Source organism: Nocardiopsis sp. CNZ308, from assembly GCF_004217075.1.
This window is the reverse complement of sequence record NZ_SHKJ01000001.1, coordinates 4,643,667-4,666,993: the sequence shown is the minus strand read 5'-3', so window position 1 is coordinate 4,666,993 and position 23,327 is coordinate 4,643,667. Positions and strand designations below refer to the sequence as shown.

Here is a 23,327-nt window from a genome sequence, read left to right as displayed (position 1 = left end):
GGAAGCCCTCCACACACCCACGGGCCACCTGTCCGCGCCCCGGTCCCGCCCGTGCCCGCGACCCCCGGGAACGGCGGCGCGGGCACGGGGAGGTCCGCCACAGCGAAGGGAGCGGCACTGGTGCGCGAGCAAGCCCCCGGCGCCCCGTCCGGTAGGAAGGCGCCATGACTGCCGTCCGCGGATCCACCGGCCGCCCCACGATCTCCGACGTCGCCGCGCTGGCGGGGGTGTCGGTCTCGGCCGTGTCGAAGGTGGTCAACAACAAGGGACGCATCGCCGAGCCCACCCGCCGGCGGGTCCTCGACGCCGTGGACAAGCTCCAGTGGTCGCCCTCGGCCGCGGCCGTGGCCCTGCGCGGGGCCCGCACCCGGGCCATCGGCATGGTCTCGCGCCGCTCCCCCGACCTGCTGTCCTACGATCCGCACTTCGGCGTGCTGATCTCGGGCATCGAGCGCGAACTCGCCCCCCTGGACTACGGTCTGCTGCTGCACATCGTGGGCGAGGAGGAGGACGCCGAACGGCGCGCCTACCGGCGTCTGGCCGAGGAGCGCCGGGTGGACGGCGTCATCCTCACCGAGAGCCTGGTCCGCGACCCCCGGTTCGACCTGCTGCGGCGGCTCGGGCTCCCCTCGGTGCTGATCGGCATGCCCTGGCGCGAGGACCCGGTCGCCTCGGTGCTCGCCCCCGACCAGGAACGGGGGCTGGTCGAGGCGGTCCGGCACCTGGCCTCGCTGGGGCACCGGCGGGTGGCCTACGTGTGCGGCCCCGAGGACCGCGTGCACACCGGGTTCCGCCGCCGGATCGTGGAGGAGCAGGTGCGAAGGCACGGGCTGTCCGCCGTCGTGCTGACGGTCCCCGACTTCACCACCGAGGGGGCGGCCGCGGCCACCGACGAGGCGCTGTCGGCGGCCGAGCGTCCCACCGCGATCCTGTTCGCCAACGACATGATGGCGATCGCCGGGATCAGCGCCGCGCGCAGGCGGGGGCTGGAGGTGCCCCGGGACCTGTCCGTCGTCGGCCACGACGGCCTGCCCCTGGGCGCGCTCGTGCAGCCTCGGCTGACCACGGTCGGCCACGACCTGGTGGGGCTCGGGCGGGCCGCCGCGCTGACGCTCGTGGCCGCGCTGGACGGGGCGCCGGCCGACGTGCCCGCGATCGCCCCTCCCGGGCTCGTGGTGCGCGAGTCCACGGCGCCGCCCGGAGCCTGAGCGCGGACTCGGGGGGCAGGGCGCCGACCCGCACCGGGAGGGACGTTCCCGGACCGGAGCGGGGACGTCCCTCAACGGACCCGGGTGTTCCTCCAGGGCCGGGGGAAACGCCGACAGGCCGGGTCACTAGTGTCTCCTGCCATGGAATCCAGGCATGGTCGGCGGAGGGTGCTCGCGGGCGAACCCCGCCGGGAGGGGCACGGGATCGAGGCGCGGATCCTGCACGCGCGGGCCAGGGCCGCCGGGGACTCACCCGAGTCGGACGGTTCCTCCCCGCGTTCCGGGACGTCCCTGACCGTCCCGCTGCTGCGGGTGGTCGGCCCCCTCGGTCGGCGGCGGGTCGTCGTCGGCCGGATCCGGGTCCGCACCGGGCAGGACGAGGTGCCCGTGGTCACCCTGGCCGTGCGGGCGGTGTGGTCGGAGGAGGGCGGCTGGCGCCAGGAGCGGCCCGCCGCCGGGAGCCCCGACGACGCGCTCGCCGCCTCGCTGTCCGAACCCGCCCACGGGATCGCGGGGGACGCGCGCTCGCGGGCGGTGACCATGGCCAAGGCGTTCGCGGAGTCCTCGCGCAACGAGGTGCTGCGGCTGCGGGAGCTGCGCTACGAGCTGGAGCAGCACATGGCCGACCACCTCGCGGGACGGGCGGGCGGGCAGCTGCGGCCCCTGCTCGCGGCGGCGGTGGAACTCTCGACCGCCGTCGGCCGGGCGCGCGACCAGGCGCTGGAGGCGGTCCGCGCGGGGCTGGGGGTCTGGACGTGGGACAGGGCGGCCTACCTGCGCCTGCGGGAGGAGTCGGCCCCCGAGCCGGACGAGGGGCCCGCGTGGATGCCGAGGCTGCGCGCGGGCGTACGGCACTGCGAGGCGATGGAGCGCGAGCTGGCCGAGGAGGCGGACCGGCTCCAGGCGCTGCTGGGCGGCATGTCGAGCTTCGCGGTGGCCCAGGGGGCCGAGGCGCAGGAGCGGTTCACCCTGGCCGTCGGGGCCGGGGCGGCGGTGATCGGCCTTCCGGCCCTGGTGCTGGCGCTGTACGGCGCCAACCCCTACCTGCCGCTGGACTCCCTCGACCGCGCCTGGCGGCTGCTGCTGCCGATCGGGGCCACGGCCCTGGTCGCCGTGCTCGCGGTCCTGGCGTGGATGCCCGGAACCACCCGGCCCCGCCACTACCTGGTGGCGGTCGGGGCCGTGGTCGCCCTCGTGTCCGTGCTCCTGCTGGCGGGCGCGCTCGTCCCCGCCTGAGGCGTGCCCGGGGGCGGGCGGTTCCGGCCCACGGCGGAAGGGCCTTCCCCGCGGGCGGTCCCGGCGGACGGACCGGGTCGAGTCACCGCTCCCGATGGGGGTGGTTGCTTTTCCCCGGCAGGTGAGATTCAAACCACCAAAACCGCCCATGTTGTCCAAAACGTTACTTCTTCGCCTACTCTGATGCCCGACGTGACGTCAAACGGATGTCAACGCAGCTCAGAGGAGTTTCCTTGACCCCTGAACGACGAGTCGGCCTCTCACCGCGCTGGCGTTCCCGGTGGGTGGCCGCGGCCGCCGCGTCGGGGATCATGATCTCCGGATACGCCCTCGTCGGCGCCGCCCACTCCCCCACCGGCTCCTTTCCCGGCCCCGGCGCGGCCGGTTGCGAGGCCGCCCAGGACAAGCGGCAGATGCGCGGGGCGTGGCTGACCACGGTCGGCAACATCGACTGGCCCTCCGAGCCGGGCCTGTCCGCCGAGGAGCAGAGGGCGGAGATGGACCAGCGCCTGGACGAGGCGGTGGACCTCGGCCTGAACACCGTGTTCCTGCACGTGCGGCCCACCGCCGACGCCGTCTACGAGTCGGACCTGGAGCCGTGGTCGAAGTACCTCACCGGCGAGCAGGGCGGCGACCCCGGCTACGACCCGCTGGAGTACGCGGTGGCCGAGGCGCACGAGCGCGGCCTGGAGCTGCACGCCTGGTTCAACCCCTACCGGGTCGGCATGGACTCCGACATCGGGGAGCTGGCCGAGGACCACCCGGTCAGGGAGCACCCCGACTGGCTGGTCCGCTACGGCGGCGAGGGCTTCCTGGACCCGGGCAGGCCCGAGGTCCAGGAGTGGGTGACCCGCGTGATCATGGACGTGGTGGAGCGCTACGACATCGACGGCGTGCACTTCGACGACTTCTTCTACCCCTACCCCAAGGACGGCGAGGAGTTCGACGACGACCAGACGTGGGAGGAGTACGGCGACGGCTTCGAGGACCGCGAGGACTGGCGGCGCGACAACGTCAACGACTTCGTCAGCGGTGTGCACGAGCGCATCGAGGAGGCCAAGCCCTGGGTGCGCTTCGGAATCTCCCCGTTCGGCATCTGGCGCAACGCCGAGAACGACCCCGCCGGGTCCGACACCTCGGGCCTGGAGTCCTACGAGGCCCAGCACGCCGACACCCGCGCCTGGATCCAGGAGGGGATGGTCGACTACGTCGTCCCGCAGCTGTACTGGGAGCGGGGCTTCGACGCCGCCGACTACGAGGAGCTGCTGCCGTGGTGGGCCGAGCAGGTCGAGGGCACGGACGTGGACCTGTACGTCGGCCAGGGCGCGTACCGGGTCGGTGACCGCGGCTGGACCGGCGAGGACGCGCTGAGCACCCAGCTGGACTACTCCTCCGACCACCCCGAGGTGGACGGCGACGTCTACTTCTCCTTCACCTCCCTCACGGGCGTGGCCGAGGACGCCTACGCCCGCCTGGCCGACGAGCACTACGGCGACCCCGCCCTGCCGCCCCTGGCGGGAGGGGACCGCGGAGGCCGGTCCCTGGCGGGCGCCGTGGAGGACGTGACCGCCGAGGTCGCGGACGAGCACACCGCGGTGGAGTGGGAGCGGGTGGAGGACGCGCGCTTCTACGCCGTCTACCGCCTGGACGCGCGGGAGGCCGCGCGGGCGGACTCGGGCGACCCGGAGGAGTACTGCGGCGTGCTCTCGTCCGACAACCTCGTGGGCGTGACCGGCGGGACCTCGCTGGAGGACTCCGGCCACACCGCCGAGGACGCCGCGAAGGCCGAGGAGGGCGGCGAGGAGGCCGGTTCCGCGTACGTGGTGACGGCGCTGGACGACTACAGGGTCGAGGGGCCCGTGAGCGGGGTCGCCGACCCGCGCGGCTGACCCGAGACCCTCCGCGAGGACCCGCCGCCCGGAAGGGGCGGCGGGTCCTCGCGCTTCTTGAAGGCGTTCAGAAGAGAGGAGGGCGGTCCAGGTCCAGGACGTTGACGCCCTCCGCCTCCAGGAGTTCCTCGAAGGCGTCGAGCGACTCGGTTCCGATGAGGGCCGCCTCACTGCGGTGGATCGGCAGCAACCACAGGAACCGCGCTCCCCCGGCCTCCTCGGGCGCCCACTCCAACGCGGGTCCGTACGGATAGGGCGGGCTCACCAGCAGGTGGTCCATGCGGGAGCCGTCCGTCCAAGGGCCGCCGAGGTCGATGACGGAACCGACGTCGAGGCGGTACTCCTCGAAGGAGTGCAGGTGGCTCACCATGCCCAGGGTCTCGGCGTGGGCCCGCTCCGCGGTCGGCGCCACGAGGAAGAACTCGGTGCCGCCCCCGGCCTCGTGGACGGACGAGCCGACCGTCACGTAGGTCCAGCCCTCGCCCTCGTTCCTGGGCGCGACCCGGTAGGTGGCGAAGCCGGGAACCAGGTCGAGGACGGGGTTGTCCTCCCAGGTGACGGGCTCCACGGCGTGCCCCCGCCAGAACTCCCGAACGTGCCGCTCCAGCGCGGCGATCCGCGCGTCCTCCCCGGTCGCCAAGGAACCCGACCCCTCGCTGTGCCTCCGGCCGCCGGGGGGGGCGTCGCCCTCCCGAAGCACCCGGTATACGGACATCTGGAACGGCCAGACTACGGCGTCCCGACGCCGTCACTGGCGTCGGCGGCCTCCGCCCGCTCCTCCGCGTCCCGGCCGGAGCGGTTGGGCAGAGCCGAGTAGACGGCCGTCACGCTGAACAGCATCCCGGAAGCGAAGTACATGATGTAGACCACCCACACCAGGGGCACGAGGAGGTACAGGACCACGGCCCCGAGGAGCAGCGGCACCACCGCCAGCAGCAGCGACCACCCCACCCGGTTGCCGCCGCGCGTGTCGGCCATGTACTCGCCCGCCGTGCACAGCGGTACGACCAGGGCCAGGAGGTGGAAGGGCGCGTAGACGATCCCGGAGCCCGTGGTCAGCACTATGGTCCCGTAGTGCAGGTGCGGGAAGACCGTCCCCCACGCCATCAGCAGGGCCACCAGGACCGCGAAGTGGACCACGAGCGCGATCAGCCACCGCGTCGCCCACAGGGTCGTCCTCAGCCAGGGGGGTACCCGTACCGTGTTCCGCACCAGCGGTCTCCCTCTCCTGGGCGGAGCGTGAGCGCCCCGTTCTGGTGGGAAGACTAGACCCGGCTCCAGCGGAGGCCGATCCGGGGCCGGCCCCGCGGGTGCGCGCACGGGTCGGCGGGGACGCGGCCGACCCCGCGTCGCGCGACGGGGCGGTTCTCAGAGCGTGACGGGGCCGTAGGAGTTCAGCGCCTCCACGATCTGGCGCTCCTCGTAGTCCAGGTGCGCCTCCACCTCGGCGGCCAGGCGCTCGACCTCGTCGCGGAGCCCGGCCGCCTCCCCGCCCTCCAGGAGCGCGCGGATGCGGTCCAGCGACCGGCTGACGAGCACGTGTTCCCGGGTCAGGCGCTCCAGGACGGGCGCGAGCCCGGGGTGGCTCCTGGCCAGTCCGGGCAGCACGCCCTCGTCCTCGGCGGTGTGGTGGCCGTGCAGGAAGTCGCAGAAGGACAGGCACTTCTTGCGCAGCTGCTCGTCCAGGGGCGCCGGGACGCCGGAGGGGGCGCCTCCCCCGGCGAGGTCGCGGCGCAGCGAGGCGAGTTCGCCCCGCAGCATGTCGTGGATCTTGACGAGCTGGTCGCCCAGCGCCTCGATGCGCTGTCCCTCGGGGACGGGGGCGGCGGTCCGGTCGCTCATGTGCTCTCTCTCGGTGGAGGGGAAGGCATCCGAAAAATGCCAGTGATGGCATAATGCCAGTGACTGGCACATCAGGCAACGGGTTTTTCCCGGCCCAGGAGAGACCGCCGTATCCTGGCCCGATGACCGCCGAGCCCTTCCACGACGAGGAGTCCGCGCTCCCCCTGCGCGAACGCAAGAAGCTGCGCACGCGGCGAGTGCTCGCCGACACCGCGCTTCGGATGTTCCTGGAGCGGGGCTTCGACCAGACCACGCTGGACGACCTGGTGGCCGCGGCCGAGGTGTCGGTGCGCACCTTCTTCCGCTACTACTCCTCCAAGGAGGAGGTCGCCCTGGCCGCCGAGGGCGAACTGTGGGAGGCCTACGCCGCCGAGGTGGAGCGCATGAGCGTCACCGGCCCCGTCCTGCCCCTCCTGCGCGACTGCTACGCGGACGCGGTGCGCGGCCTGCCGGACGACTGGACCGAGCGCTACCTGGCCACCCGGAAGCTGGTCGCCCACAATCCGGTGCTGAACGCGCACCACGCTGGCGCCGTCCAGGCCCTCCGGGTGCGGCTGACCGAACTGCTGGAGGAGGAGACCGGCGCCGACAGCCGGGCGGACGTGCGGCTGCGGCTGGTCAGTGAGATGGCCCTGGCCGCGGTGCGCTGCGGGAGCATGAACTGGGTGCGCGCCTACCGGCACAGCGACCGCACCGGCGACGCCGCGACGCTCGTCGCCGAGGTCACCGCCGCCTTCGACGCCCTGCCCCGCGCGCTGACGCTGTCACCGGACACGCTCGCGCCCTTCGACTGAACCGGCGGGCGCCGGGAGCCCCGCCCGCATACACCGAGGCCGTCCGGGGTAGGCGAGGACCCGTCCCACCACGACCGGAGGGAGGGCGCAGGAGATGACACGCCGTTTCCACGTCGGTGACCATGTCAGCTGGAACTCCGAGGCAGGACGGGTGTCCGGCACGATCACGAGGGTCCACACCAGCGACTTCGCGTTCAGGGGCCGTACACGCCGCGCCTCCGAGGACGAGCCCCAGTACGAGATCAAGAGCGACAGGACCGACCACGTCGCCGCGCACAAGGACGGGGCCCTGACCCGCGTGTCCGGCGACGGCTAGCCGCGATGGCGCCGCCGTTCCTCACCGTCGGCCACTCCGACCGCACGTTCGGGGAGTTCGCCGCACTGTTGCACGAGAACGGCGTGCACGTGGTGGTCGACGTGCGCAAACTCCCGGGTTCACGCCGCAACCCGCAGTTCGACGAGGACGTCCTCTCCGAATCCCTGCGCCGTGTCGGCGTACGTTACTCGCGCGTCGCGGAACTCGGCGGTCGGCGCCCGGTCGCCAGGGACGTGGCCCCCGAGGTCAACGGGTTCTGGCGCAACCGCGGTTTCCACAACTACGCCGACCACGGGCTCTCCGCCGAGTTCGGATCGGGGCTCGCCCGGCTGCGCGAGGCGGGCGCGGACCACCGCGCCGCCGTGATGTGCTCGGAGGCGGTGTGGTGGCGGTGCCACCGGCGCATCATCGCCGACCACCTGCTCGCCCGCGGCCACGAGGTCCTCCACGTCATGGCCGCCCACCGCGTGGACGCCGCCCGGCTCACTCCGGGGGCCGTCGTGCACACCGACCGCACCGTCACCTACCCGGCGCGGTCCTCGGACGCGAACGGCGACGGGGACGCCCGGGAGGACGGGTCCCCCCGGGCGTGACGCGAGCCCGGCCCGAGGAAGGGCGCGCCGCGCCGAGGCGTCACCGGCGCACGCGGAACGACCCGGTCGGGCACGCGAACGGCACGGAACACCCGCCGGGGTTCCCCGCGCCCCGTCCCGCGCGACACGCCGACGCCCCGGAACGCCCGCCGGAAGCCGTACTCGGCGCGAAGGACGGCCCCGGTGGGTCGCGCCGAACCCTCTTCTGGTTAACGTACGGGTGTTCCACCCGGCCGCGGGCCCCCGGCGACGGTGCCGGTTCTTGCGCCCACGGCACCACGCCTGACCGACCAGGAGGAGTGCGCCATGTTCCGCAAAGTGCTCGTGGCCAACCGGGGCGAGATCGCCATCCGCGCGCTGCGCGCCGGTTACGAGTTGGGCGCCCGCACCGTCGCCGTCTTCCCCCACGAGGACCGCGGCTCCCTGCACCGGCTCAAGGCCGACGAGGCCTACCAGATCGGCGAGCCCGGCCACCCGGTGCGCGCCTACCTGTCCGTGGACGAGATCGTGGGCGCCGCCCGCCGGGCCGGGGCCGACGCCGTCTACCCCGGCTACGGCTTCCTGTCGGAGAACCCCGAACTGGCCCGCGCCTGCGAGCGCGCCGGGATCACCTTCGTGGGCCCGCCCGCCGACGTGCTGGAACTGACCGGCAACAAGGCCAGCGCCGTGGCCGCCGCCCGGGAGGCGGGCGTGCCCGTCCTGGAGTCCAGCGAACCCTCCGACGACGTGGAGGCCCTGGTCTCCGCCGCGGAGCGGATCGGCTTCCCGCTCTTCGTCAAGGCCGTGGCCGGAGGGGGCGGGCGGGGCATGCGCCGCGTCCAGGAGCCCGAGCGGCTGCGGGAGGCGGTGGAGGCCGCCATGCGCGAGGCCTCCGCCGCCTTCGGCGACGCCACCGTGTTCCTGGAGCGCGCCGTGGTCGACCCCCGCCACATCGAGGTGCAGATCCTCGCCGACGGCGAGGGCGGCGTCGTGCACCTCTACGAGCGCGACTGCTCCCTCCAGCGGCGCCACCAGAAGGTCATCGAGCTGGCCCCCGCGCCCAACCTCGACCCGGACCTGCGCGACCGCATCTGCGCGGACGCGGTGCGCTTCGCCCGCCGGATCGGCTACCGCAACGCGGGCACGGTCGAGTTCCTGGTCGGCGCGGACGGCAGCCACGTCTTCATCGAGATGAACCCGCGCATCCAGGTCGAGCACACGGTGACCGAGGAGATCACCGACGTGGACCTGGTGCAGTCCCAGCTGCGGATCGCCTCCGGCGAGACCCTGTCCGACCTGGGCATCTCCCAGGAGGGCGTCTACGTGCGCGGCGCGGCGCTCCAGTGCCGCATCACCACCGAGGACCCCGCCAACGGCTTCCGCCCCGACACCGGGACCATCAGCGCCTACCGCTCCCCCGGCGGCTCGGGCATCCGCCTGGACGGCGGCACCTCCGCGGCGGGCACCGAGATCAGCCCGCACTTCGACTCGCTGCTGGTCAAGCTCACCTGCCGGGGCCGCGACCTGGCCACCGCGGTCAGCCGGGCGCGCCGGGCCGTGGCCGAGTTCCGCATCCGCAGCATCGCCACCAACATCCCCTTCCTCCAGGCGGTGCTGGACGACCCCGACTTCCAGGCGGGGCGGATCACCACCTCCTTCATCGAGGAGCGCCCGCACCTGCTGACCGCGCGGCCCTCCGCCGACCGCGGCACGCGCCTGCTCACCTACCTGGCCGACGTCACGGTGAACAAGCCGCACGGGGAGCGCCCCCAGCTGGTGGACCCCGCCACCAAGCTGCCGCCGCTGCCCGAGCCCGCCGGACCGCCGCCCCCGGGTTCGCGCCAGCGCCTGGCCGAGCTGGGTCCGGAGGGGTTCGCGCGGTGGCTGCGCGAGTCGCCGAACCTGGGCGTCACCGACACCACCTTCCGCGACGCCCACCAGTCGCTGCTGGCCACCCGGGTGCGCACCCGCGACCTGCTGGCCGCGGCGCCCGCGGTCGCGCACACCCTGCCCGAGCTGCTGTCCCTGGAGTGCTGGGGCGGCGCCACCTACGACGTGGCGCTGCGCTTCCTGGCCGAGGACCCCTGGGAGCGGCTGGCGGCGCTGCGCGAGGCGGTGCCCAACATCTGCCTCCAGATGCTGCTGCGCGGGCGCAACACGGTGGGCTACACCCCCTACCCGACCGAGGTGACCGACGCGTTCGTGCGCGAGGCCGCCGAGACGGGCGTGGACGTCTTCCGGATCTTCGACGCGCTCAACGACGTCGAGCAGATGCGTCCGGCCATCGAGGCCGTGCGCGCGACCGGGACCTCGGTGGCCGAGGTGGCGCTGTGCTACACCTCGGACCTGTCCGACCCCGGCGAGAAGCTCTACACGCTGGACTACTACCTCAAGCTGGCCGAGCGGATCGTGGACGCGGGCGCGCACGTGCTCGCGATCAAGGACATGGCCGGCCTGCTGCGCGCTCCGGCCGCGGCGAAGCTGGTCACGGCGCTGCGCAGCGAGTTCGACCTGCCGGTGCACGTGCACACCCACGACACCCCGGGCGGGCAGCTGGCCACCTACCTGGCGGCGGTCAACGCCGGGGCGGACGCGGTGGACGGCGCGGTGGCGTCGATGGCGGGCACCACCTCCCAGCCGTCGCTGTCGGCGATCGTGGCCGCCTTCGACCACTCCGAGCACGCCACGGGCCTGAGCCTGGACGCGGTCAACGAGCTGGAGCCGTACTGGGAGGCGGTACGCCGGGTCTACGCGCCCTTCGAGGCCGGGCTGTCCTCCCCCACGGGCCGGGTGTACCACCACGAGATCCCGGGCGGGCAGCTGTCCAACCTGCGCACACAGGCGGTCGCGCTGGGGCTGGGCGAGCACTTCGAGGAGATCGAGGCGATGTACGGCGCCGCCGACCGGATGCTCGGGCACCTGGTGAAGGTCACCCCCTCCTCCAAGGTCGTGGGCGACCTGGCGCTGCACCTGGTCGGCGCGGGGGTCTCCCCGGCCGACTTCGAGGCCGATCCCGGGCGCTTCGACGTCCCGGACTCGGTGGTGGGGTTCCTGCGCGGTGAGCTGGGCGTCCCGCCCGGCGGGTGGCCCGAGCCCCTCCGCACGCGGGCGCTCCAGGGGCGTTCCGAGGCGCGGCCCGCCCAGGAGCTGAGCGAGCAGGACCGCGCGGGGCTGGCCGAGGACCGGAGGGCCACGCTCAACCGGCTGCTCTTCCCCGGTCCGACGCGGGAGTTCGAGGAGCACCGGGCGGCCTACGGCGACACCAGCGTGCTCTCCAGCGCGGACTTCTTCTACGGCCTGCGCGCGGGCGAGGAGTACGCGGTGGACCTGTCGCCGGGCGTGCGGCTGCTCATCCAGCTGGAGGCGGTGGGCGAGGCCGACGAGCGCGGCGTGCGCACGGTGATGGCCACGCTCAACGACCAGCTGCGCCCGCTCCAGATCCGCGACCGGGCCCTGGCCTCGCAGGTGCGGTCCGCCGAGAAGGCGGACCGCGGCGACCCCGGCCAGGTCGCGGCGCCCTTCGCGGGCGCGGTGACCCTGACGGTCGCCGAGGGCGAGGCGGTGGAGGCCGGTGCGACGGTGGCCACCATCGAGGCGATGAAGATGGAGGCCGCGATCACCGCGCCCGTGTCGGGGACGGTCACGCGGGTGGCGATCGACCGGGTGCAGAAGGTGGAGGGCGGCGACCTGCTGGTCTGCCTCGGCTGAGCAGGACGTCCGGTCCGTTCTGGCCCGGCGGGCGCCTGCGGGTGCCCGCCGGGCCCTTCCCTGTCCGGAGGCCCCGGGCCGGGGCCGGTTCCGGAGACATCCACCCGGGGCTCGGGCGTGGGTTCACGGTCGTGCGCACGTCCCAACACTTAGCCCTTGAGCTAACCATCACGAGCTGCCATACTTAGCCGCATGGCACAGTATTCGGCGGAACTCGACGGGGTCCTCGTCACCCTCGCCGATCCGACCCGACGCGCCGTCGTCCGGCGCCTCGGCCGCGGGCCCTCCACCGTCGGCGACCTCGCCCGCGAGTTCCCGATAACCCTCCCCTCCTTCATGAAGCACGTGCGCAAACTCGAGTCGAACGGGCTCATCCGCACGGTCAAGACCGGCCGTGTGCGCACTTGCGTACTCGACCGCGAGCGGCTCGCCCTCGTCAGTGACTGGCTCTCCGAGCAGCACAGGATCTGGGAGGAGCGCACCGATCGACTCGAACAGTTCGTCACCGATCCACAGGGGGACAGGCCGTGAACCCAGGCTCCGACATCGACCCCGACCTCGACCTCGCCTTGGAGCGGGTCATCCGGGCCCCGCGCGAAACCGTGTGGCGCGCCTGGACCGACCCCTCCCAGCTCGCCCGATGGTGGGTCCCGGCGCCGTCCCGCTGCCGTGTGGACCGCCTGGAGCCGCGGCCGGGAGGGGCTTTCGTGACCCGGCTGAGCGACGACGGCGCCGGGTTCCTACCGCACACGGACGCGTGCTTCCTCGTCGTCGACGAACCCGAACGGATCGTGTTCACCAACGCGATCGACGGCACATGGCGTCCCGCGGCCCCCGCACCTGTCGCCATGACCGCCGCGATCGCACTGGAGGCGCACCCGGAGGGCACGCGCTACCGGGTGCTCGTCCGGCACGGCGACCCGGAGGCCCGCGCCCGCCACGAGAAGCTCGGCTTCCTGGAGGGATGGGGTTCGGTCGCCGACCAACTGACCGCTCTCGCCGAAAGGACGGTCTCGCCGTGAGGATCACCCTCACCGAATTCGTCACACTCGACGGGAAGAGCCAGGGGCCCGGCTCGCCGGAGGAGGACACCAGCGACGGCTTCACACGCGGCGGATGGCTCGTCCCCCACATGGACGCGACGTTCGTCCAGCGCGCCTCGGACTGGCTCGACCTCGCCGACGGACTGCTGCTCGGACGCCGCACCTACGAGGCGTTCGCGCGCGACTGGCCGCGGATCACCGACCCGGAGGACCCGTTCACCGAACGGATGAACAACCTGCCGAAGTACGTCGTGACCAACACGCTCACCGAGGGGGCCTGGCACCCCACGACCGTCCTCAGGGGAGACCCGGCCCGGACGGTCGGCGAACTCAGGTCCCGGCCGGGACGGGAACTCCAGATCCACGGCAGCGCCCGGCTCGGCGACTCGCTGCTGTCGGCGGGCCTGGTCGACGTGCTCCGCCTGGTGGTCGCGCCCACCGTCATACGAAGCGGCCGACGCCTGCTGACGGACCGCGGCGCGCCCCTCGACCTGCGTCTGGCGCACCACGAGGCCACGCCGAACGGTCTGCTGCTCCTGGAGTACGAGATCGTCGGCCGAGCACGCCGGAGCCGGTACGAGGGGGTCACCGACCTCGTGTGAACGGCCGCGCGGCCGGAACCCGGTGGTGCGGCGGCGCCCACACCGGGGCGCCGCGTACCCTCGAAGGCGTGAGGAACACGCTCGACGACCCGGCGGCCCTGGCGGCCCGGATGCGCGAGGTCCTCGGCTCGGGCCCGGTGGTCGCGCTGACCGGCGCGGGCCTGTCCACGGACTCGGGCATCCCCGACTACCGCGGCCCGGACTCACCTCCGCGCAAGCCCATGACCTACCAGCAGTTCGTCGGCGACGCCGCCTTCCGGCGCCACTACTGGGCCCGCAACCACGTGGGCTGGCGGCACATGCACCGGACCCGCCCCAACGACGGCCACCGCGCGCTGGCCGCGCTGGAGGCGGGCGGCGCCCTGGCGGGCGTCATCACCCAGAACGTGGACACCCTGCACGGGGCGGCGGGCAGCAGGCGGGTGATCGACCTGCACGGCCGCTACGACCGCGTCATCTGCCTGGCCTGCTCGGCCGTGACCTCCCGCGAGAGCCTGGCCGAGCGCCTGGGCGCGCTCAACCCCGACTTCGCCGACGGGGTCCCCGACGTGGAGATCGCCCCCGACGCCGACGCGGTCCTGGCCTCCACCGAGGGGTTCCGCGTGGCCGACTGCGAGGGCTGCGGCGGCGTGCTCAAGCCCGACATCGTCTACTTCGGCGAGAACGTGCCCAAGGCGCGCGTGCTGGAGGGCTACGCGATGGTGGACGGCGCGCGGGCGCTGCTGGTGGCGGGGTCGTCCCTGACCGTCTTCTCGGGGCGGCGCTACGTCAAGCGCGCCGTCGAACAGGGAAAGCCGGTGGTGGTCCTCAACCGGGGCGCCACCCGCGCCGACGACGTCGCCGCGCTCACCGTCGACGCGGGCTGCTCCGAGGTGCTCACTGCCCTGGTGCGCGCCTACGAGGCCGAGGGCGCCGCCCCGGTCTGATCCGGCCCTCGTCGCCCCGGTCCTCGCGACCTTCCCTCCCGGTTACGTTTTCCACAACCCCGAGAACATGTCCGCGTACTCCCCGTAGTCTTGAGAGGTCGGCGCCGTGTCCCGGGAGGGAGGCCGCGCCGGCCCCGATGACGACGTCCCCCGGGGAGGACCGACTGTGGGTGCCATGGACGAGGCCGCTGTACGCGCGGAGCGCACGGACCTGCCGCTGAACCAACTGGTGGCGTCGGCGATGCTCATGCACGCCGTCGTCGCGATAGTCGAACTGGACGTGGTGGAGGACCTGGCGGACGGGCCGCGCCCGGTGGCGGACCTGGTCCGCCGCACCGGGATCCCCGAGCAGACCCTGACGGCGGTGCTGCGGGCCGGGACGGTGAGCGGGCTGCTCTCGGAGCCGGCACCCGGGTCGTTCGCCCTGACCGCGGCGGGCGGGCACCTGCGCGCCGGTGACCCCAGCGGCCTGTACGACCTCTTCCGGATGTGCACGCACGGCGCCTTCCTCCAGTCGTGGACCTGCCTGTCGCAGGCGGTGCGTTCCGGCCGTACGGCCTTCGAGGTGCACACCGGCCGCCCGCTGTTCGCCTACCTGGAGGAGGAGCGGGGTGACGCAGCCGCCCTGTTCCGCAGGGCGATGGTCACGTCCGTGGCCGCCGACACCCTGCTGGAGAAGGTGGACCTGTCCGGAGCCGAGCGCGTGGCGGACCTCGGCGGCGGAGAGGGCTCGATGCTGGCCGCCCTCCTGCAACACCACCCGCGCATGGAGGGGGTGCTGTTCGACCTCCCGCACGTGGTGTCCGGGGCCGGGCCGCTGCTGCGGGAACGGGGCGTGGCGGACCGGTGCGCCGTGGTGGGGGGCAGCTTCTTCGACGGGGTGCCCACGGGGGTGGACGTCTACCTGATGGCACGGGTGATGCAGAACTGGCCCCGGCCGGAGGCGGTACGGATCCTGCGCAACGTCCGCGCGGCGATGGGTGAGCGGTCCCGGCTGCTGATCATCGGGCACCTGCCGCAGCGGGAGGGCGCCACCCCCTTCCTCCAGGCGATGAGCCTGTACATGCTCGTGCTCTATGGCGCCCCGCTGCGCACGGCGGAGGAGTACCGGGAACTGTTCGCCGAGGCCGACCTCGCGCTGCACGCCGTGCACCGGGTCGAGGACGGGGAGTCGGTCATGGACGTCCGCCGCGCGTAGCGGGCCCCGTCCCGGCCGGGACGGGGCTCCGCCCGCGACCGCTCCGTCCGGTGGCGCCCGGGGCGCCACCGGACGGCGGTTCACGGGAACGCCAGCGCCTCCGGGGCGGGACGGCGCCTGAGGGCCGGTCGGACGACCACGTGGCCCTGTTCGGGGTGGGAACAGGAGGTGACGCCGCGCAGCGTGGACAGGATCGGCAACAGGTCGTGGTAACAGGAGACCGAGGACGGTACCTCCAGTACCTCGGGGGTGCTGAGCAGGAAGGGCAGTTCGGCGCGCAGGTAGGCCAGCCCGGCGCGCAGTCTGGCGCCCTCCGGGTCCGGCTGGGCGCCCACGACCCGACGTACGTGCTCCTCCCAGCAGCGGCGAATGCGGGGATCGGCGGCGTACTCCCGGTCGAGGCGCCCCTCGACCTCCCGGTAGCCGGGCAGGCGCGTGCACTGCGACAGGGCGAGGACGCGCACGTCCGCCACGGCGGCCGACTCCGCGGTCGCGGACTCCACCGCGCGCCTGATGCGCCGCCGCACGTCCCTGAGCGTCCGGTTCGCCCGGGACGCGGCGTGCTCCCTGCTGCTGCCGGACGCCATGTACATGGCGTCCAGGTGCAGGTCGGTGTAGAGCACGTCGACCCGGGCGAAGTGGCCCCGCGCCCAGCACAGGAGCCGTGCGAGCCGCTGCTGGCTGAAGTAGCTGTTCCCGGCGCTGATACCGACGAGGGCGTGCTCTCCGCGCTCGAACACGCGACGGCAGGAACCGGTGAAGGGCAGGACGTCGAAGTCGTCCGGGGGCTCCGGGGGCTCCGGGGGCGGCTCCGGCTCAGTCGGGGATGACATCGGGATCCTCCAGGACGGATGCCAGCCGCTCGCACAGCTGGTCGAGCAGGGTGTCCAGTTCGTGGTCGCCCATCGGCCCGCACATGACGTCGTCCATGCGACCGCGCAGGGCGTCGAGTTCCGGATGGTGCGGGCCGGTTCCGGCCGCGAGGGCGAGGACGCGCCGGGCGGCGTCCAGGCAGCGGAACGTGCCGTACTGCCGTGGCTCGTCCAGCAGGCCGCGGCCGCTGCTGAGCAGGTAGGCGGCGAGCAGGAGGAGTTCCTCGCCGACCTGTCGGACGTCAGGTTCCCCAGCGCTCATGGCTGACCACCTCGTTCGGGTCTCGTCGGGGTGCGGGGTCGAGCGGCCGGGCGGGGTGCCCGATCGGAACCAGGAGCAGGGGTTCCAGGTGGTCGGGCAGGCCCAGCAGCCTGCGGACGGGGCCGGCGCGAAAACTCCCCGACGGGCACCCGCCCAGCCCCAGGCAGTGGGCCGCCAGGAGGAGGTTCTCCACCGCCATCGCGACGCAGAGCATGCCCTCGTCCCAGGAGTCCCCGGAGTCCGTCGAGTTGCCTGAGCCCCCCACGGCACGGGAGCGGTCGAAGCAGGCCGCCACGACCAGGGGCGGGAGTTCGATGATTCCGGGGGAGAAGGCGCGCAGCAGCCTCAGCCTGCGCCGCTCGCGGACGGCGACGAAGGCCCACGCCTGCTTGTTGGACGCCGAGGGGGCGGCGAGCATGGCGTCCAGCATGGGGTCGAGGAGGGAGTCGTCCACCGGCCGGTCGGTGAAGGCGCGTACGGCACGGCGGGTGGTCAGGGTCTGTAGGACATGTGATGACCGCTGAGGGGAGCACTGGTTCGTATCCGTCTCACTCGAACCTGTGTCCACATTATGCGATTTTTCGAGCACGCTCCGTAGTTTACCCTGTTATACGGCTCCATGGATGCCGCACAGGCGCATCTGGCCGCCCCTCTCCGCACCCCCGGAGGGGCACCACCTGAAAGGACCGCGATGTCCGCATCTGCACCCCCGAGTCCTTCGGCCACGAAACTGTTCGAGCTCATCACCGCCAGCTGGGTGGCGGCCGCGGTGAGCGCGGCGGCCGAACTCGGTGTCGCCGACGCCATGACCTTCAAGCCCCTGCCCGTCGACGAGATCGCCGAGAGGATCGGCGCCGACGCCGACGCCCTCCACCGCCTCCTGCGCGCCTGCGCCGACCTCGACCTGGTCGAGGAGGGGCCGCGGCGGCACTTCGCCCTGACCGGGCTCGGCCGCGCCCTGCGCGGGGACGCGGCCGACTCCATGCGCGGCTACGCCCGGTGGGTCGGCAGCCAGACCGAGCGGTCCACCATGGCCCACCTGGCCCAAGCGGTGCGGACCGGACGCTCGGTGTTCGAGCAGGTGCACGGCCGGACGGCCTGGGCCTACCTGGACGAACACCCCGAGACCGCGGCGGTCTTCGACGCGGGCATGACCGACATCTCCGCCCAGCTCACCCGGGGTGTGGCGGGCAGTTACGACTTCGGCGCGCACCACACCCTCGTGGACGTCGGCGGGGGCCGGGGCAGGCTGCTGGCCATCGTGCTGTCGGCCCATCCCGGTCTGCGCGGCGTGCTCTTCGACCGGTCCGACGTGGTCGCCCACGCCGAACCGGTACTGGAGGAGGTCCGTGATCGGTGCCGCGTCGTGAGCGGGGACTTCCTCTCCTTCGTTCCCGAAGGGGGCGACGCCTACCTGCTGTCGAACGTCATCCACAACTGGGGCGACCAGGACGCCGCGCGGATCCTCTCCCACTGCCGTGAGGCGATGACCCGCGACGGGCGCGTCCTGCTCGCGGAGGTGGTGGTGCCCGACTCCCCGGGTCCCGCCCGGACCGCCAAGTTCATGGACCTGAGCATGCTCGCCCACTGCGACGGCAAGCAGCGCACCAGGGCCCAGTTCGCCGACCTCTTCGAGCAGGCCGGGCTGAAGCTGTCCCGTGTCCTGCCCAGCTTCGGGACCAGCATCGTCGAGGGGGTGCGCGCCTGAGCGGCGCACCGGTGCCGCCACCGTGCCCGTGCGCGCCGGCTCCGGCGCGCACGGGCACGGGCGGCTCAGCTCCCGTGGACGGCGGCGAGGAAGTCGAGCAGGGCCGCGTTGACCTCCTCGGGGCGCTCCTGCTGGGTCCAGTGGCCGCAGCCGGGCAGGGTGACGCAGGCGTGCAGCCCCGGTGCGACCAGCGACAGGTCCTCCAGGAGTTCGGGAACGCCGCGCATGGCCCTGACCAGGTCCTTGTCCCCTCCCACGTACAGCGAGGGCACGTCGATGACGCGCCCCTGGAAGGGCGACATGAGCCCCTGGTTGCGGTCGATGTTGCGGTACCAGTTGAGCGGACCGGTGAAGGCGCCGGGGTCGGAGTAGTCGGCCGTGAAAGCGGCCAGGTCCTCCTCGGTGAGCCAGGAGGGCAGCTCCTCCGGTTCGGGCAGGGAGCCCAGCGCGCTCTCGCCCTCGGGCACGATCCACAGCCGGGGTTCGTCGAAGGGGGCGTCGCCGGAGGCCCCGACCAGGAGGCGGCGCAGGGTCGAGGCGGGGTCGGCGGCCAGCTCGGCGTCGGCGACGCCCGGCTCCTGGAAGTAGGCCTGGTAGAAGCCGTCGCCGTAGACGGCGCGGGAGGACGAGACCGACGGCATCATGGCTGGCGGAACGGGCGGAACGCTCAGGCCCGCCACGCCGCGGACCAGGTCGGGGCGCATCATGGCGGTGGCCCAGGCCACCGGCGCCCCCCAGTCGTGGCCGACCATGACCGCGCTCTCCTCCCCCAGCGCGGAGACGAGGGCGACGACGTCGCCGACCAGGTGGGGCAGGGTGTAGGCGTCCACCGCCTCGGGCCGGTCGCTGCGGGCGTAACCGCGCTGGTCGGGGGCGACCACGCGGTACCCGGCCCCGGCCAGCGGGGCGAACTGGTGGCGCCAGGAGTACCAGCTCTCGGGGAAGCCGTGCAGGAGCAGGACGAGCGGTCCGCCGCCCTGCTCGGCGACGTGCAACCGGATTCCGTTGACCTCGACGTCCCTGTGTTCCACGTTCATGGCGTACGCGCTCCTCGTCGCTGAGGGGTGGGGGTCACGGTCACGCTATCCCAGCGGGGCCGGGCCCTCCCGGCTCCCCGGGAGCGGGGGCCGGACGTGTCCCCGGGTGGGCGTCCCCTCGTCCCCGGGTGGGCGTCCCCTCCCACCTGCGCCGCTTGAAGTGGAGCGCGCTCCAGTACCTAGGGTCCGGTCCATGACCACACCACAGCGAAGGATCGGCTCGGGCTTCGGGAGGCGCAGCACCGCGCGCGAGGTCCTGGACGGAATCGACCTGACCGGACGGCTGGCCGTCGTCACCGGCGGGTACTCGGGCATCGGCCTGGAGACCACCCGGGCCCTGGCGGGGGCGGGCGCCCGCGTCGTCGTGCCCGCGCGCCGGCCCGAGGCGGCGGCCGAGGCCCTGGCCGGAATCGGGGGCGTGGAGGTCGACGGCCTGGAGCTGTCCGATCAGGACGACGTGCGCGCCTTCGCCGAACGCTTCCTCAGGACGGGGCGCGCGATCGACGTCCTCGTCAACAACGCCGGGGTGATGGCCTGCCCCCGGGCCGCCGCCGGACCCGGCTGGGAGTACCAGTTCGCCACCAACCACCTGGGGCACTTCACCCTGGTCAACCGGCTCTGGCCAGCCCTGGCCGAGGGCGGGGCGCGGGTGGTCTCGGTGTCCTCGGGCGCGCACCAGGCCTCGCCGATCCGCTGGGAGGACCCGTGGTTCGCCCGGGGCTACGACCGGTGGCTGGCCTACGGGCAGTCCAAGACCGCCAACGCCCTGTTCGCCCTCCACCTGGACCGGCTGGGAGAACCCCTCGGGGTGCGGGCCTTCTCCCTGCACCCGGGCGCGATCCTCACCCCCTTGCAGCGGCACATGACGCGGCGGGAGATGGTCGACGCGGGGTGGGTCGACGGGAACGGTGAGCTGATCGACCCCCGGTTCAAGACGCCGGAGCAGGGCGCGGCCACCCAGGTGTGGGCGGCCACCTCGCCGAGGCTGGCCGGGATGGGCGGGGTGTACTGCGAGGACTGCGACGTGGCCGTGCCCGCCGGAACCGAGCCCGGTGTGGAGGGCGTGCGCGACCACGCGGCCGATCCCGCGCAGGCCGAGCGCCTGTGGGCGTTCTCCGCCGAGCTGACCGGGGAGAACGCCCTCGCCTGAGCGGCGGCCGGTCGCGGCCCGTGCCGCCGCCCGCGGGCACCGCGCCCCGTGGACGGCGGCACGGAACGATCACCGAAGTCCCACAATCGACATATCTCCCATAAAAGGGATTCCACCCAGAAACCTCGTGATATTCCCTCCAGCGGCTCCCGTGGCCAGACCCCTCGTGTCACGCCGGCAACACTTCCGACCACCCCCTACCGCTGCGGCGTGAAGCGCGCCGGGAGCTCGAACAGTCCGCGCATCCACAGCGACGGCCGCCACTCCAGCCGCTCCGGAGGCACCCCCAGCCGCACGTCCGGCAGCCGGTCCAGCAGGCTCTCCACCGCCGTGCGGGCGATCGTCTCCGCGATCTCCGGCGCCGGGAAGGGGCACCCGTGCTCGCCGTGGCCGAAGGACATCTGCGCGCGGTTGCCGCCGTGGCCGTCGGGGAGCCCCGCGTGCAGGCGGGGGTCGGCGTTGGCCGCCGACAGTCCCAGCACCAGCATGTCGCCGCGTCGGATGCCGCGCCCGCCCAGCTCACAGGCCTGCACGGCCCATCGGCCGATGAAGTTCTGCGTGGGGGTGTTCTTCCACAGCACCTCGTTGAGGGCCTCGCCCGCGCTGCCGCGCCCGCCCTGGAGGGTGAGCGAGAACTGGTCGTCGGTGAGCATCAGGAGCAGGGTGTTGCCGATCCAGTTGCCGGTGGGCGCCTGGGCCGCGGCGAGGACCACCAGCAGGTCGATGGCCGCCTCGGCGTCGCTCAGGCCCGCCGGGTGCAGCAGTAGCCGCGAGGGCACGTCGTCGCGGGGCGCGGCGCGGCGGTCGGCGACCAGGGCGTCCAGGCGGGCGCGCAGGCGCTGGTGGGCGCCGCCCGCGTCGGCGGTGGCGTCGAGCGAGAGCACGACGTCGCGCACCAGCGCCGGGACCTCCGCCTCCGGCAGGCCGTAGAGCCGGGCGACCACCATCGCGGGGATGCGGTGCGCGTACTGGGAGACCAGGTCGGCCTCGCCCTCCGCGCGGAAGGCGTCGACGAGGCCGTCGGCGGCCCGCTGGCACAGGGCCCTGAGGTCGGTGCGGTCCACGGCGTCCAGGGCGTCGCCGATCGCGCCCGCGCGCCGCTGGTGCTCGGCACCCTCGGCGAACATGACCGAGGGCGTCCACATCACGTAGGGCATGAGCGGCCAGTCCCGGCCGACGCGGTCCCACTGGTTCCAGCGGCGGCAGTCGCGGGCGAACCACTCGGGCCTGCTGGTGACGTGGTGCAGCTCCCGGTAGCCCATGACGAACCACGCCGGAACGTCGCCGTCGAGCAGCACGGGCGCGACCGGGCCGTAGCGCCCGCGCAGCTCCTCGTAGAGCCCGGCCGGGTCGCGGGCGACGTCGGGTCCGTACAGGCGGGCGGCGCCCGCGTGGTCCGGGGAGGGGGGCGGCGGACCGCTGCTGGCCGGTGCCGCGGCCTCCGGGCCCGGGCTGTGGTTCACGTCGTCTCCTCCTGGGTCGGCGCGGGTACGGACGCGGGGCCGGACGTCGGCGCCGGCGCGGACGCCTGCCCTGACCCGGGCGCGAACTCCGTCGTCGGCGCGGACGGGTACCCGGCGACGGGTCCGGACACGTGCTGGACGAGGGTGATCAGGACGTCGCGGCTGGACTCGCGGCTGCGGGCGTCGCAGTCCACCACGGGGACCCGCTCGGACAGGTCCAGGGCGCGCCGCACCTCGGGCAGGGCGGGCCCGGGGCCGAAGCGGTTCACCGCGACGACGAAGGGCGTGCGGTGGTGTTCGAGCCGGTCCACGGCGTACCAGGAGTCCCGGATGCGGTCGGTGTCCACGAGGACGACCGCGCCCAGGCTGCCCTCGAACAGCTGGTTCCACAGGAACCAGAACCGCTTCTGGCCGGGGGCGCCGAAGAGGTAGAGCACGCGCCGCTCGTCCACGGTGATGCGTCCGAAGTCGAAGGCCACGGTGGTGGTGCGCTTGTCGCGGACGGCGCTGAGGTCGTCGATCCCGGCGCTGGCCTGGGTCATGACCTCCTCGGTGCTCACCGGGCGCGTCTCGCTGACGGAGTCGACCAGGGTGGTCTTGCCGACGCCGAACCCGCCGACGACGACGATCTTGAGCGCGTTGTCGGCCGTCGCGGCGAGCGGGGCCCGGCGCGGTCCGGCCAGCCGTTCAGAGGCGTTGGAGGGCAAGGAGCACCTGCTTCAGGGTCTCGGGGTCGTGCCCGGCCTCCTGCCGGGTGAGGGCCGCCGGATGGCGGGCCGACACCCGTCCCGTGTCCAGCAGGTCCAGCAGGAGGATCCGCACGACGCTGACGGGGAGCCGCAGCTCCGCGGACAGCTCCACCACGGCGGTCGGGTACGCGCACAGGCGCAGGATCGCGGCGTGCTCGGACTGCATGCCGGGCACGGGGTCGCACTCGGCGACGACGAGGGTGACCGAGTCGAACACGCGGGTGTCCGCGTCGGAGCGCCCGCCGGTCACGGTGTACAGGCGGTCGGGGGCCTCTGCCCGGAGGGAGTCGTGGTGGGTCACCGCTGCTCGGCGCCCACTCGGAGCCGTTCGCTCCGGCGCGGGGCGGCCGTCAGGAAGCCGCCGATCCGTCCGACGAGTGCGTTCATGCTGTGGCCGATCACGCCGACGTCGGCTTCCCCGGCGGCGACCACCGCCAGGTGGGCGCCCTCCCCGGCGCGGATGATGAGCAGGACGCCTCCGCCGAACTCGACCATGGCCTGGCCCGCGCCGCCGCGGTCGCCGAACTCTGCGGAGGCGCTCAGGGACAGGCTCTGGATGCCCGCGGCGATGGCGGCGAGCTGGTCGGCGCGGTCGGTGTGCAGTTCGCGGGTGTGGCACATCCTGAGTCCGTCCCTGGACAGCACGAGCACGTGGCGGATGCCCGGTGTCCCGTGGCGCAGGTTCTCCAGAAGCCAGTCGAGGCTGGTGTCCATGGTGTTCATCGGGGTCGCGGGGCAGCCGCGCGCGGGCC

At 73.5% G+C, this 23,327-nt stretch carries 25 protein-coding genes; 14 read left to right on the top strand and 11 right to left on the bottom strand.

Annotated elements, in window-relative coordinates; translation table 11 throughout:
• Positions 1 to 164 precede the first annotated feature (164 nt).
• The 3 genes from EV372_RS20140 to EV372_RS20130 all read left to right on the top strand — a co-directional run bounded on the left by EV372_RS20140 (position 165) and on the right by EV372_RS20130 (position 4,333).
• On the top strand, positions 165 to 1,208 hold the full coding sequence (locus EV372_RS20140; RefSeq protein WP_130397258.1) for a LacI family DNA-binding transcriptional regulator: 1,044 nt from the start codon (positions 165 to 167) through the stop codon (positions 1,206 to 1,208).
• 141 nt (positions 1,209 to 1,349) lie between these two features.
• Positions 1,350 to 2,444, top strand: a complete 1,095-nt coding sequence (locus EV372_RS20135; RefSeq protein ID WP_165436008.1) for a hypothetical protein — start codon at positions 1,350 to 1,352, stop codon at positions 2,442 to 2,444.
• A gap of 233 nt (positions 2,445 to 2,677) precedes the next feature.
• On the top strand, positions 2,678 to 4,333 hold the full coding sequence (locus EV372_RS20130; protein ID WP_486484005.1) for a glycoside hydrolase family 10-like protein: 1,656 nt from the start codon (positions 2,678 to 2,680) through the stop codon (positions 4,331 to 4,333).
• Between the two features lie 67 nt (positions 4,334 to 4,400).
• Here EV372_RS20130 and EV372_RS20125 read toward each other — a convergent pair whose 3' ends face one another.
• From EV372_RS20125 to EV372_RS20115, 3 genes are all read right to left on the bottom strand, one after another.
• Positions 4,401 to 4,973, bottom strand: coding sequence for a suppressor of fused domain protein (locus tag EV372_RS20125; protein ID WP_130397257.1), 573 nt, complete (start codon positions 4,971 to 4,973; stop codon positions 4,401 to 4,403).
• An 89-nt stretch (positions 4,974 to 5,062) separates the two neighbouring features.
• Positions 5,063 to 5,545, bottom strand: a complete 483-nt coding sequence (locus tag EV372_RS20120) for a hypothetical protein (RefSeq protein WP_130397256.1) — start codon at positions 5,543 to 5,545, stop codon at positions 5,063 to 5,065.
• 156 nt (positions 5,546 to 5,701) lie between these two features.
• On the bottom strand, positions 5,702 to 6,175 hold the full coding sequence (locus EV372_RS20115) for a hemerythrin domain-containing protein (RefSeq protein ID WP_130397255.1): 474 nt from the start codon (positions 6,173 to 6,175) through the stop codon (positions 5,702 to 5,704).
• A gap of 122 nt (positions 6,176 to 6,297) precedes the next feature.
• Between EV372_RS20115 and EV372_RS20110 the strand changes: the two genes are divergently transcribed.
• The 9 genes from EV372_RS20110 to EV372_RS20070 all read left to right on the top strand — a co-directional run bounded on the left by EV372_RS20110 (position 6,298) and on the right by EV372_RS20070 (position 15,334).
• On the top strand, positions 6,298 to 6,969 hold the full coding sequence (locus EV372_RS20110; protein WP_130397254.1) for a TetR family transcriptional regulator: 672 nt from the start codon (positions 6,298 to 6,300) through the stop codon (positions 6,967 to 6,969).
• Between the two features lie 94 nt (positions 6,970 to 7,063).
• Positions 7,064 to 7,285 (top strand): hypervirulence associated TUDOR domain-containing protein, encoded by a 222-nt coding sequence (locus EV372_RS20105; RefSeq protein ID WP_130397253.1) that lies wholly within the window; start codon positions 7,064 to 7,066, stop codon positions 7,283 to 7,285.
• Between the two features lie 5 nt (positions 7,286 to 7,290).
• Positions 7,291 to 7,878: a DUF488 domain-containing protein gene (locus tag EV372_RS20100; RefSeq protein ID WP_130397252.1), complete on the top strand. Its 588-nt coding sequence runs from the start codon at positions 7,291 to 7,293 to the stop codon at positions 7,876 to 7,878.
• Positions 7,879 to 8,184: 306 nt separating this feature from the next.
• Positions 8,185 to 11,565: a pyruvate carboxylase gene (locus EV372_RS20095; RefSeq protein WP_130397251.1), complete on the top strand. Its 3,381-nt coding sequence runs from the start codon at positions 8,185 to 8,187 to the stop codon at positions 11,563 to 11,565.
• A gap of 192 nt (positions 11,566 to 11,757) precedes the next feature.
• The gene (locus tag EV372_RS20090) at positions 11,758 to 12,096 is read left to right on the top strand and encodes an ArsR/SmtB family transcription factor (protein ID WP_130397250.1); all 339 of its coding nucleotides are present in this window, start codon (positions 11,758 to 11,760) and stop codon (positions 12,094 to 12,096) included.
• Complete coding sequence (locus EV372_RS20085) at positions 12,093 to 12,587, top strand: SRPBCC domain-containing protein (protein ID WP_253797274.1); 495 nt, start codon at positions 12,093 to 12,095, stop codon at positions 12,585 to 12,587. The genes EV372_RS20090 and EV372_RS20085 overlap by 4 nt, the downstream gene beginning before the upstream one ends.
• Positions 12,584 to 13,210, top strand: a complete 627-nt coding sequence (locus tag EV372_RS20080; protein ID WP_130397249.1) for a dihydrofolate reductase family protein — start codon at positions 12,584 to 12,586, stop codon at positions 13,208 to 13,210. Before EV372_RS20085 ends, EV372_RS20080 begins: the two co-directional genes overlap by 4 nt.
• A 68-nt stretch (positions 13,211 to 13,278) precedes the next feature.
• Positions 13,279 to 14,136, top strand: a complete 858-nt coding sequence (locus EV372_RS20075) for an NAD-dependent protein deacetylase (RefSeq protein ID WP_130397248.1) — start codon at positions 13,279 to 13,281, stop codon at positions 14,134 to 14,136.
• Positions 14,137 to 14,311: 175 nt separating this feature from the next.
• Complete coding sequence (locus tag EV372_RS20070) at positions 14,312 to 15,334, top strand: methyltransferase (protein ID WP_130397247.1); 1,023 nt, start codon at positions 14,312 to 14,314, stop codon at positions 15,332 to 15,334.
• A gap of 80 nt (positions 15,335 to 15,414) precedes the next feature.
• Here the strand turns inward: EV372_RS20070 and EV372_RS20065 are convergent, their stop codons facing one another.
• From EV372_RS20065 to EV372_RS20055, 3 genes are read right to left on the bottom strand one after another with little or no spacing between them, the layout of a single operon-like run.
• The gene (locus tag EV372_RS20065; protein ID WP_130397246.1) at positions 15,415 to 16,167 is read right to left on the bottom strand and encodes a tRNA-dependent cyclodipeptide synthase; all 753 of its coding nucleotides are present in this window, start codon (positions 16,165 to 16,167) and stop codon (positions 15,415 to 15,417) included.
• Positions 16,151 to 16,468, bottom strand: a complete 318-nt coding sequence (locus tag EV372_RS20060; RefSeq protein WP_130397245.1) for a DUF6092 family protein — start codon at positions 16,466 to 16,468, stop codon at positions 16,151 to 16,153. The genes EV372_RS20065 and EV372_RS20060 overlap by 17 nt, the downstream gene beginning before the upstream one ends.
• The gene (locus EV372_RS20055; RefSeq protein WP_486484132.1) at positions 16,449 to 16,964 is read right to left on the bottom strand and encodes a nitroreductase family protein; all 516 of its coding nucleotides are present in this window, start codon (positions 16,962 to 16,964) and stop codon (positions 16,449 to 16,451) included. Before EV372_RS20055 ends, EV372_RS20060 begins: the two co-directional genes overlap by 20 nt.
• A gap of 195 nt (positions 16,965 to 17,159) precedes the next feature.
• Here EV372_RS20055 and EV372_RS20050 point away from each other — a divergent pair, with 195 nt between their 5' ends.
• Positions 17,160 to 18,176: a methyltransferase gene (locus EV372_RS20050; protein ID WP_130397243.1), complete on the top strand. Its 1,017-nt coding sequence runs from the start codon at positions 17,160 to 17,162 to the stop codon at positions 18,174 to 18,176.
• 65 nt (positions 18,177 to 18,241) lie between these two features.
• On the opposite strand, the gene EV372_RS20045 is transcribed toward EV372_RS20050, so the two are convergent.
• A complete protein-coding gene (locus EV372_RS20045) occupies positions 18,242 to 19,213 on the bottom strand; it encodes an alpha/beta fold hydrolase (RefSeq protein ID WP_130397242.1) in 972 nt (323 codons plus the stop codon).
• 193 nt (positions 19,214 to 19,406) lie between these two features.
• On the opposite strand from EV372_RS20045, the gene EV372_RS20040 reads away from it, so the two are divergent.
• Positions 19,407 to 20,363, top strand: a complete 957-nt coding sequence (locus EV372_RS20040) for an SDR family NAD(P)-dependent oxidoreductase (protein WP_130397241.1) — start codon at positions 19,407 to 19,409, stop codon at positions 20,361 to 20,363.
• A 197-nt stretch (positions 20,364 to 20,560) separates the two neighbouring features.
• Here the strand turns inward: EV372_RS20040 and EV372_RS20035 are convergent, their stop codons facing one another.
• The 4 genes from EV372_RS20035 to EV372_RS20020 are packed head-to-tail and all read right to left on the bottom strand — an operon-like array spanning position 20,561 to position 23,298.
• Positions 20,561 to 21,826 (bottom strand): cytochrome P450 family protein, encoded by a 1,266-nt coding sequence (locus EV372_RS20035; RefSeq protein ID WP_130397240.1) that lies wholly within the window; start codon positions 21,824 to 21,826, stop codon positions 20,561 to 20,563.
• Positions 21,823 to 22,533: an ATP/GTP-binding protein gene (locus EV372_RS20030; RefSeq protein WP_130397239.1), complete on the bottom strand. Its 711-nt coding sequence runs from the start codon at positions 22,531 to 22,533 to the stop codon at positions 21,823 to 21,825. Before EV372_RS20030 ends, EV372_RS20035 begins: the two co-directional genes overlap by 4 nt.
• Positions 22,514 to 22,876, bottom strand: coding sequence for a DUF742 domain-containing protein (locus tag EV372_RS20025; RefSeq protein ID WP_130397238.1), 363 nt, complete (start codon positions 22,874 to 22,876; stop codon positions 22,514 to 22,516). Before EV372_RS20025 ends, EV372_RS20030 begins: the two co-directional genes overlap by 20 nt.
• Entirely contained in the window at positions 22,873 to 23,298 is a 426-nt protein-coding gene (locus tag EV372_RS20020) for a roadblock/LC7 domain-containing protein (protein ID WP_130397237.1), read from the bottom strand. The genes EV372_RS20025 and EV372_RS20020 overlap by 4 nt, the downstream gene beginning before the upstream one ends.
• Positions 23,299 to 23,327: the final 29 nt, after the last annotated feature.

What these genes read in the sequence shown, in the direction of transcription:
- EV372_RS20140 (WP_130397258.1), top strand. Translation starts at nt 165, where the DNA reads ATGACTGCCGTCCGCGGATCCACCGGCCGCCCCACGATCTCCGACGTC.
- EV372_RS20135 (WP_165436008.1), top strand. Translation starts at nt 1,350, where the DNA reads ATGGAATCCAGGCATGGTCGGCGGAGGGTGCTCGCGGGCGAACCCCGC.
- EV372_RS20115 (WP_130397255.1), bottom strand. Translation starts at nt 6,175, where the DNA reads ATGAGCGACCGGACCGCCGCCCCCGTCCCCGAGGGACAGCGCATCGAG.
- EV372_RS20110 (WP_130397254.1), top strand. Translation starts at nt 6,298, where the DNA reads ATGACCGCCGAGCCCTTCCACGACGAGGAGTCCGCGCTCCCCCTGCGC.
- EV372_RS20105 (WP_130397253.1), top strand. Translation starts at nt 7,064, where the DNA reads ATGACACGCCGTTTCCACGTCGGTGACCATGTCAGCTGGAACTCCGAG.
- EV372_RS20100 (WP_130397252.1), top strand. Translation starts at nt 7,291, where the DNA reads ATGGCGCCGCCGTTCCTCACCGTCGGCCACTCCGACCGCACGTTCGGG.
- EV372_RS20095 (WP_130397251.1), top strand. Translation starts at nt 8,185, where the DNA reads ATGTTCCGCAAAGTGCTCGTGGCCAACCGGGGCGAGATCGCCATCCGC.
- EV372_RS20090 (WP_130397250.1), top strand. Translation starts at nt 11,758, where the DNA reads ATGGCACAGTATTCGGCGGAACTCGACGGGGTCCTCGTCACCCTCGCC.
- EV372_RS20070 (WP_130397247.1), top strand. Translation starts at nt 14,312, where the DNA reads ATGGACGAGGCCGCTGTACGCGCGGAGCGCACGGACCTGCCGCTGAAC.
- EV372_RS20065 (WP_130397246.1), bottom strand. Translation starts at nt 16,167, where the DNA reads ATGTCATCCCCGACTGAGCCGGAGCCGCCCCCGGAGCCCCCGGAGCCC.
- EV372_RS20060 (WP_130397245.1), bottom strand. Translation starts at nt 16,468, where the DNA reads ATGAGCGCTGGGGAACCTGACGTCCGACAGGTCGGCGAGGAACTCCTC.
- EV372_RS20050 (WP_130397243.1), top strand. Translation starts at nt 17,160, where the DNA reads ATGTCCGCATCTGCACCCCCGAGTCCTTCGGCCACGAAACTGTTCGAG.
- EV372_RS20045 (WP_130397242.1), bottom strand. Translation starts at nt 19,213, where the DNA reads ATGAACGTGGAACACAGGGACGTCGAGGTCAACGGAATCCGGTTGCAC.
- EV372_RS20040 (WP_130397241.1), top strand. Translation starts at nt 19,407, where the DNA reads ATGACCACACCACAGCGAAGGATCGGCTCGGGCTTCGGGAGGCGCAGC.
- EV372_RS20020 (WP_130397237.1), bottom strand. Translation starts at nt 23,298, where the DNA reads ATGAACACCATGGACACCAGCCTCGACTGGCTTCTGGAGAACCTGCGC.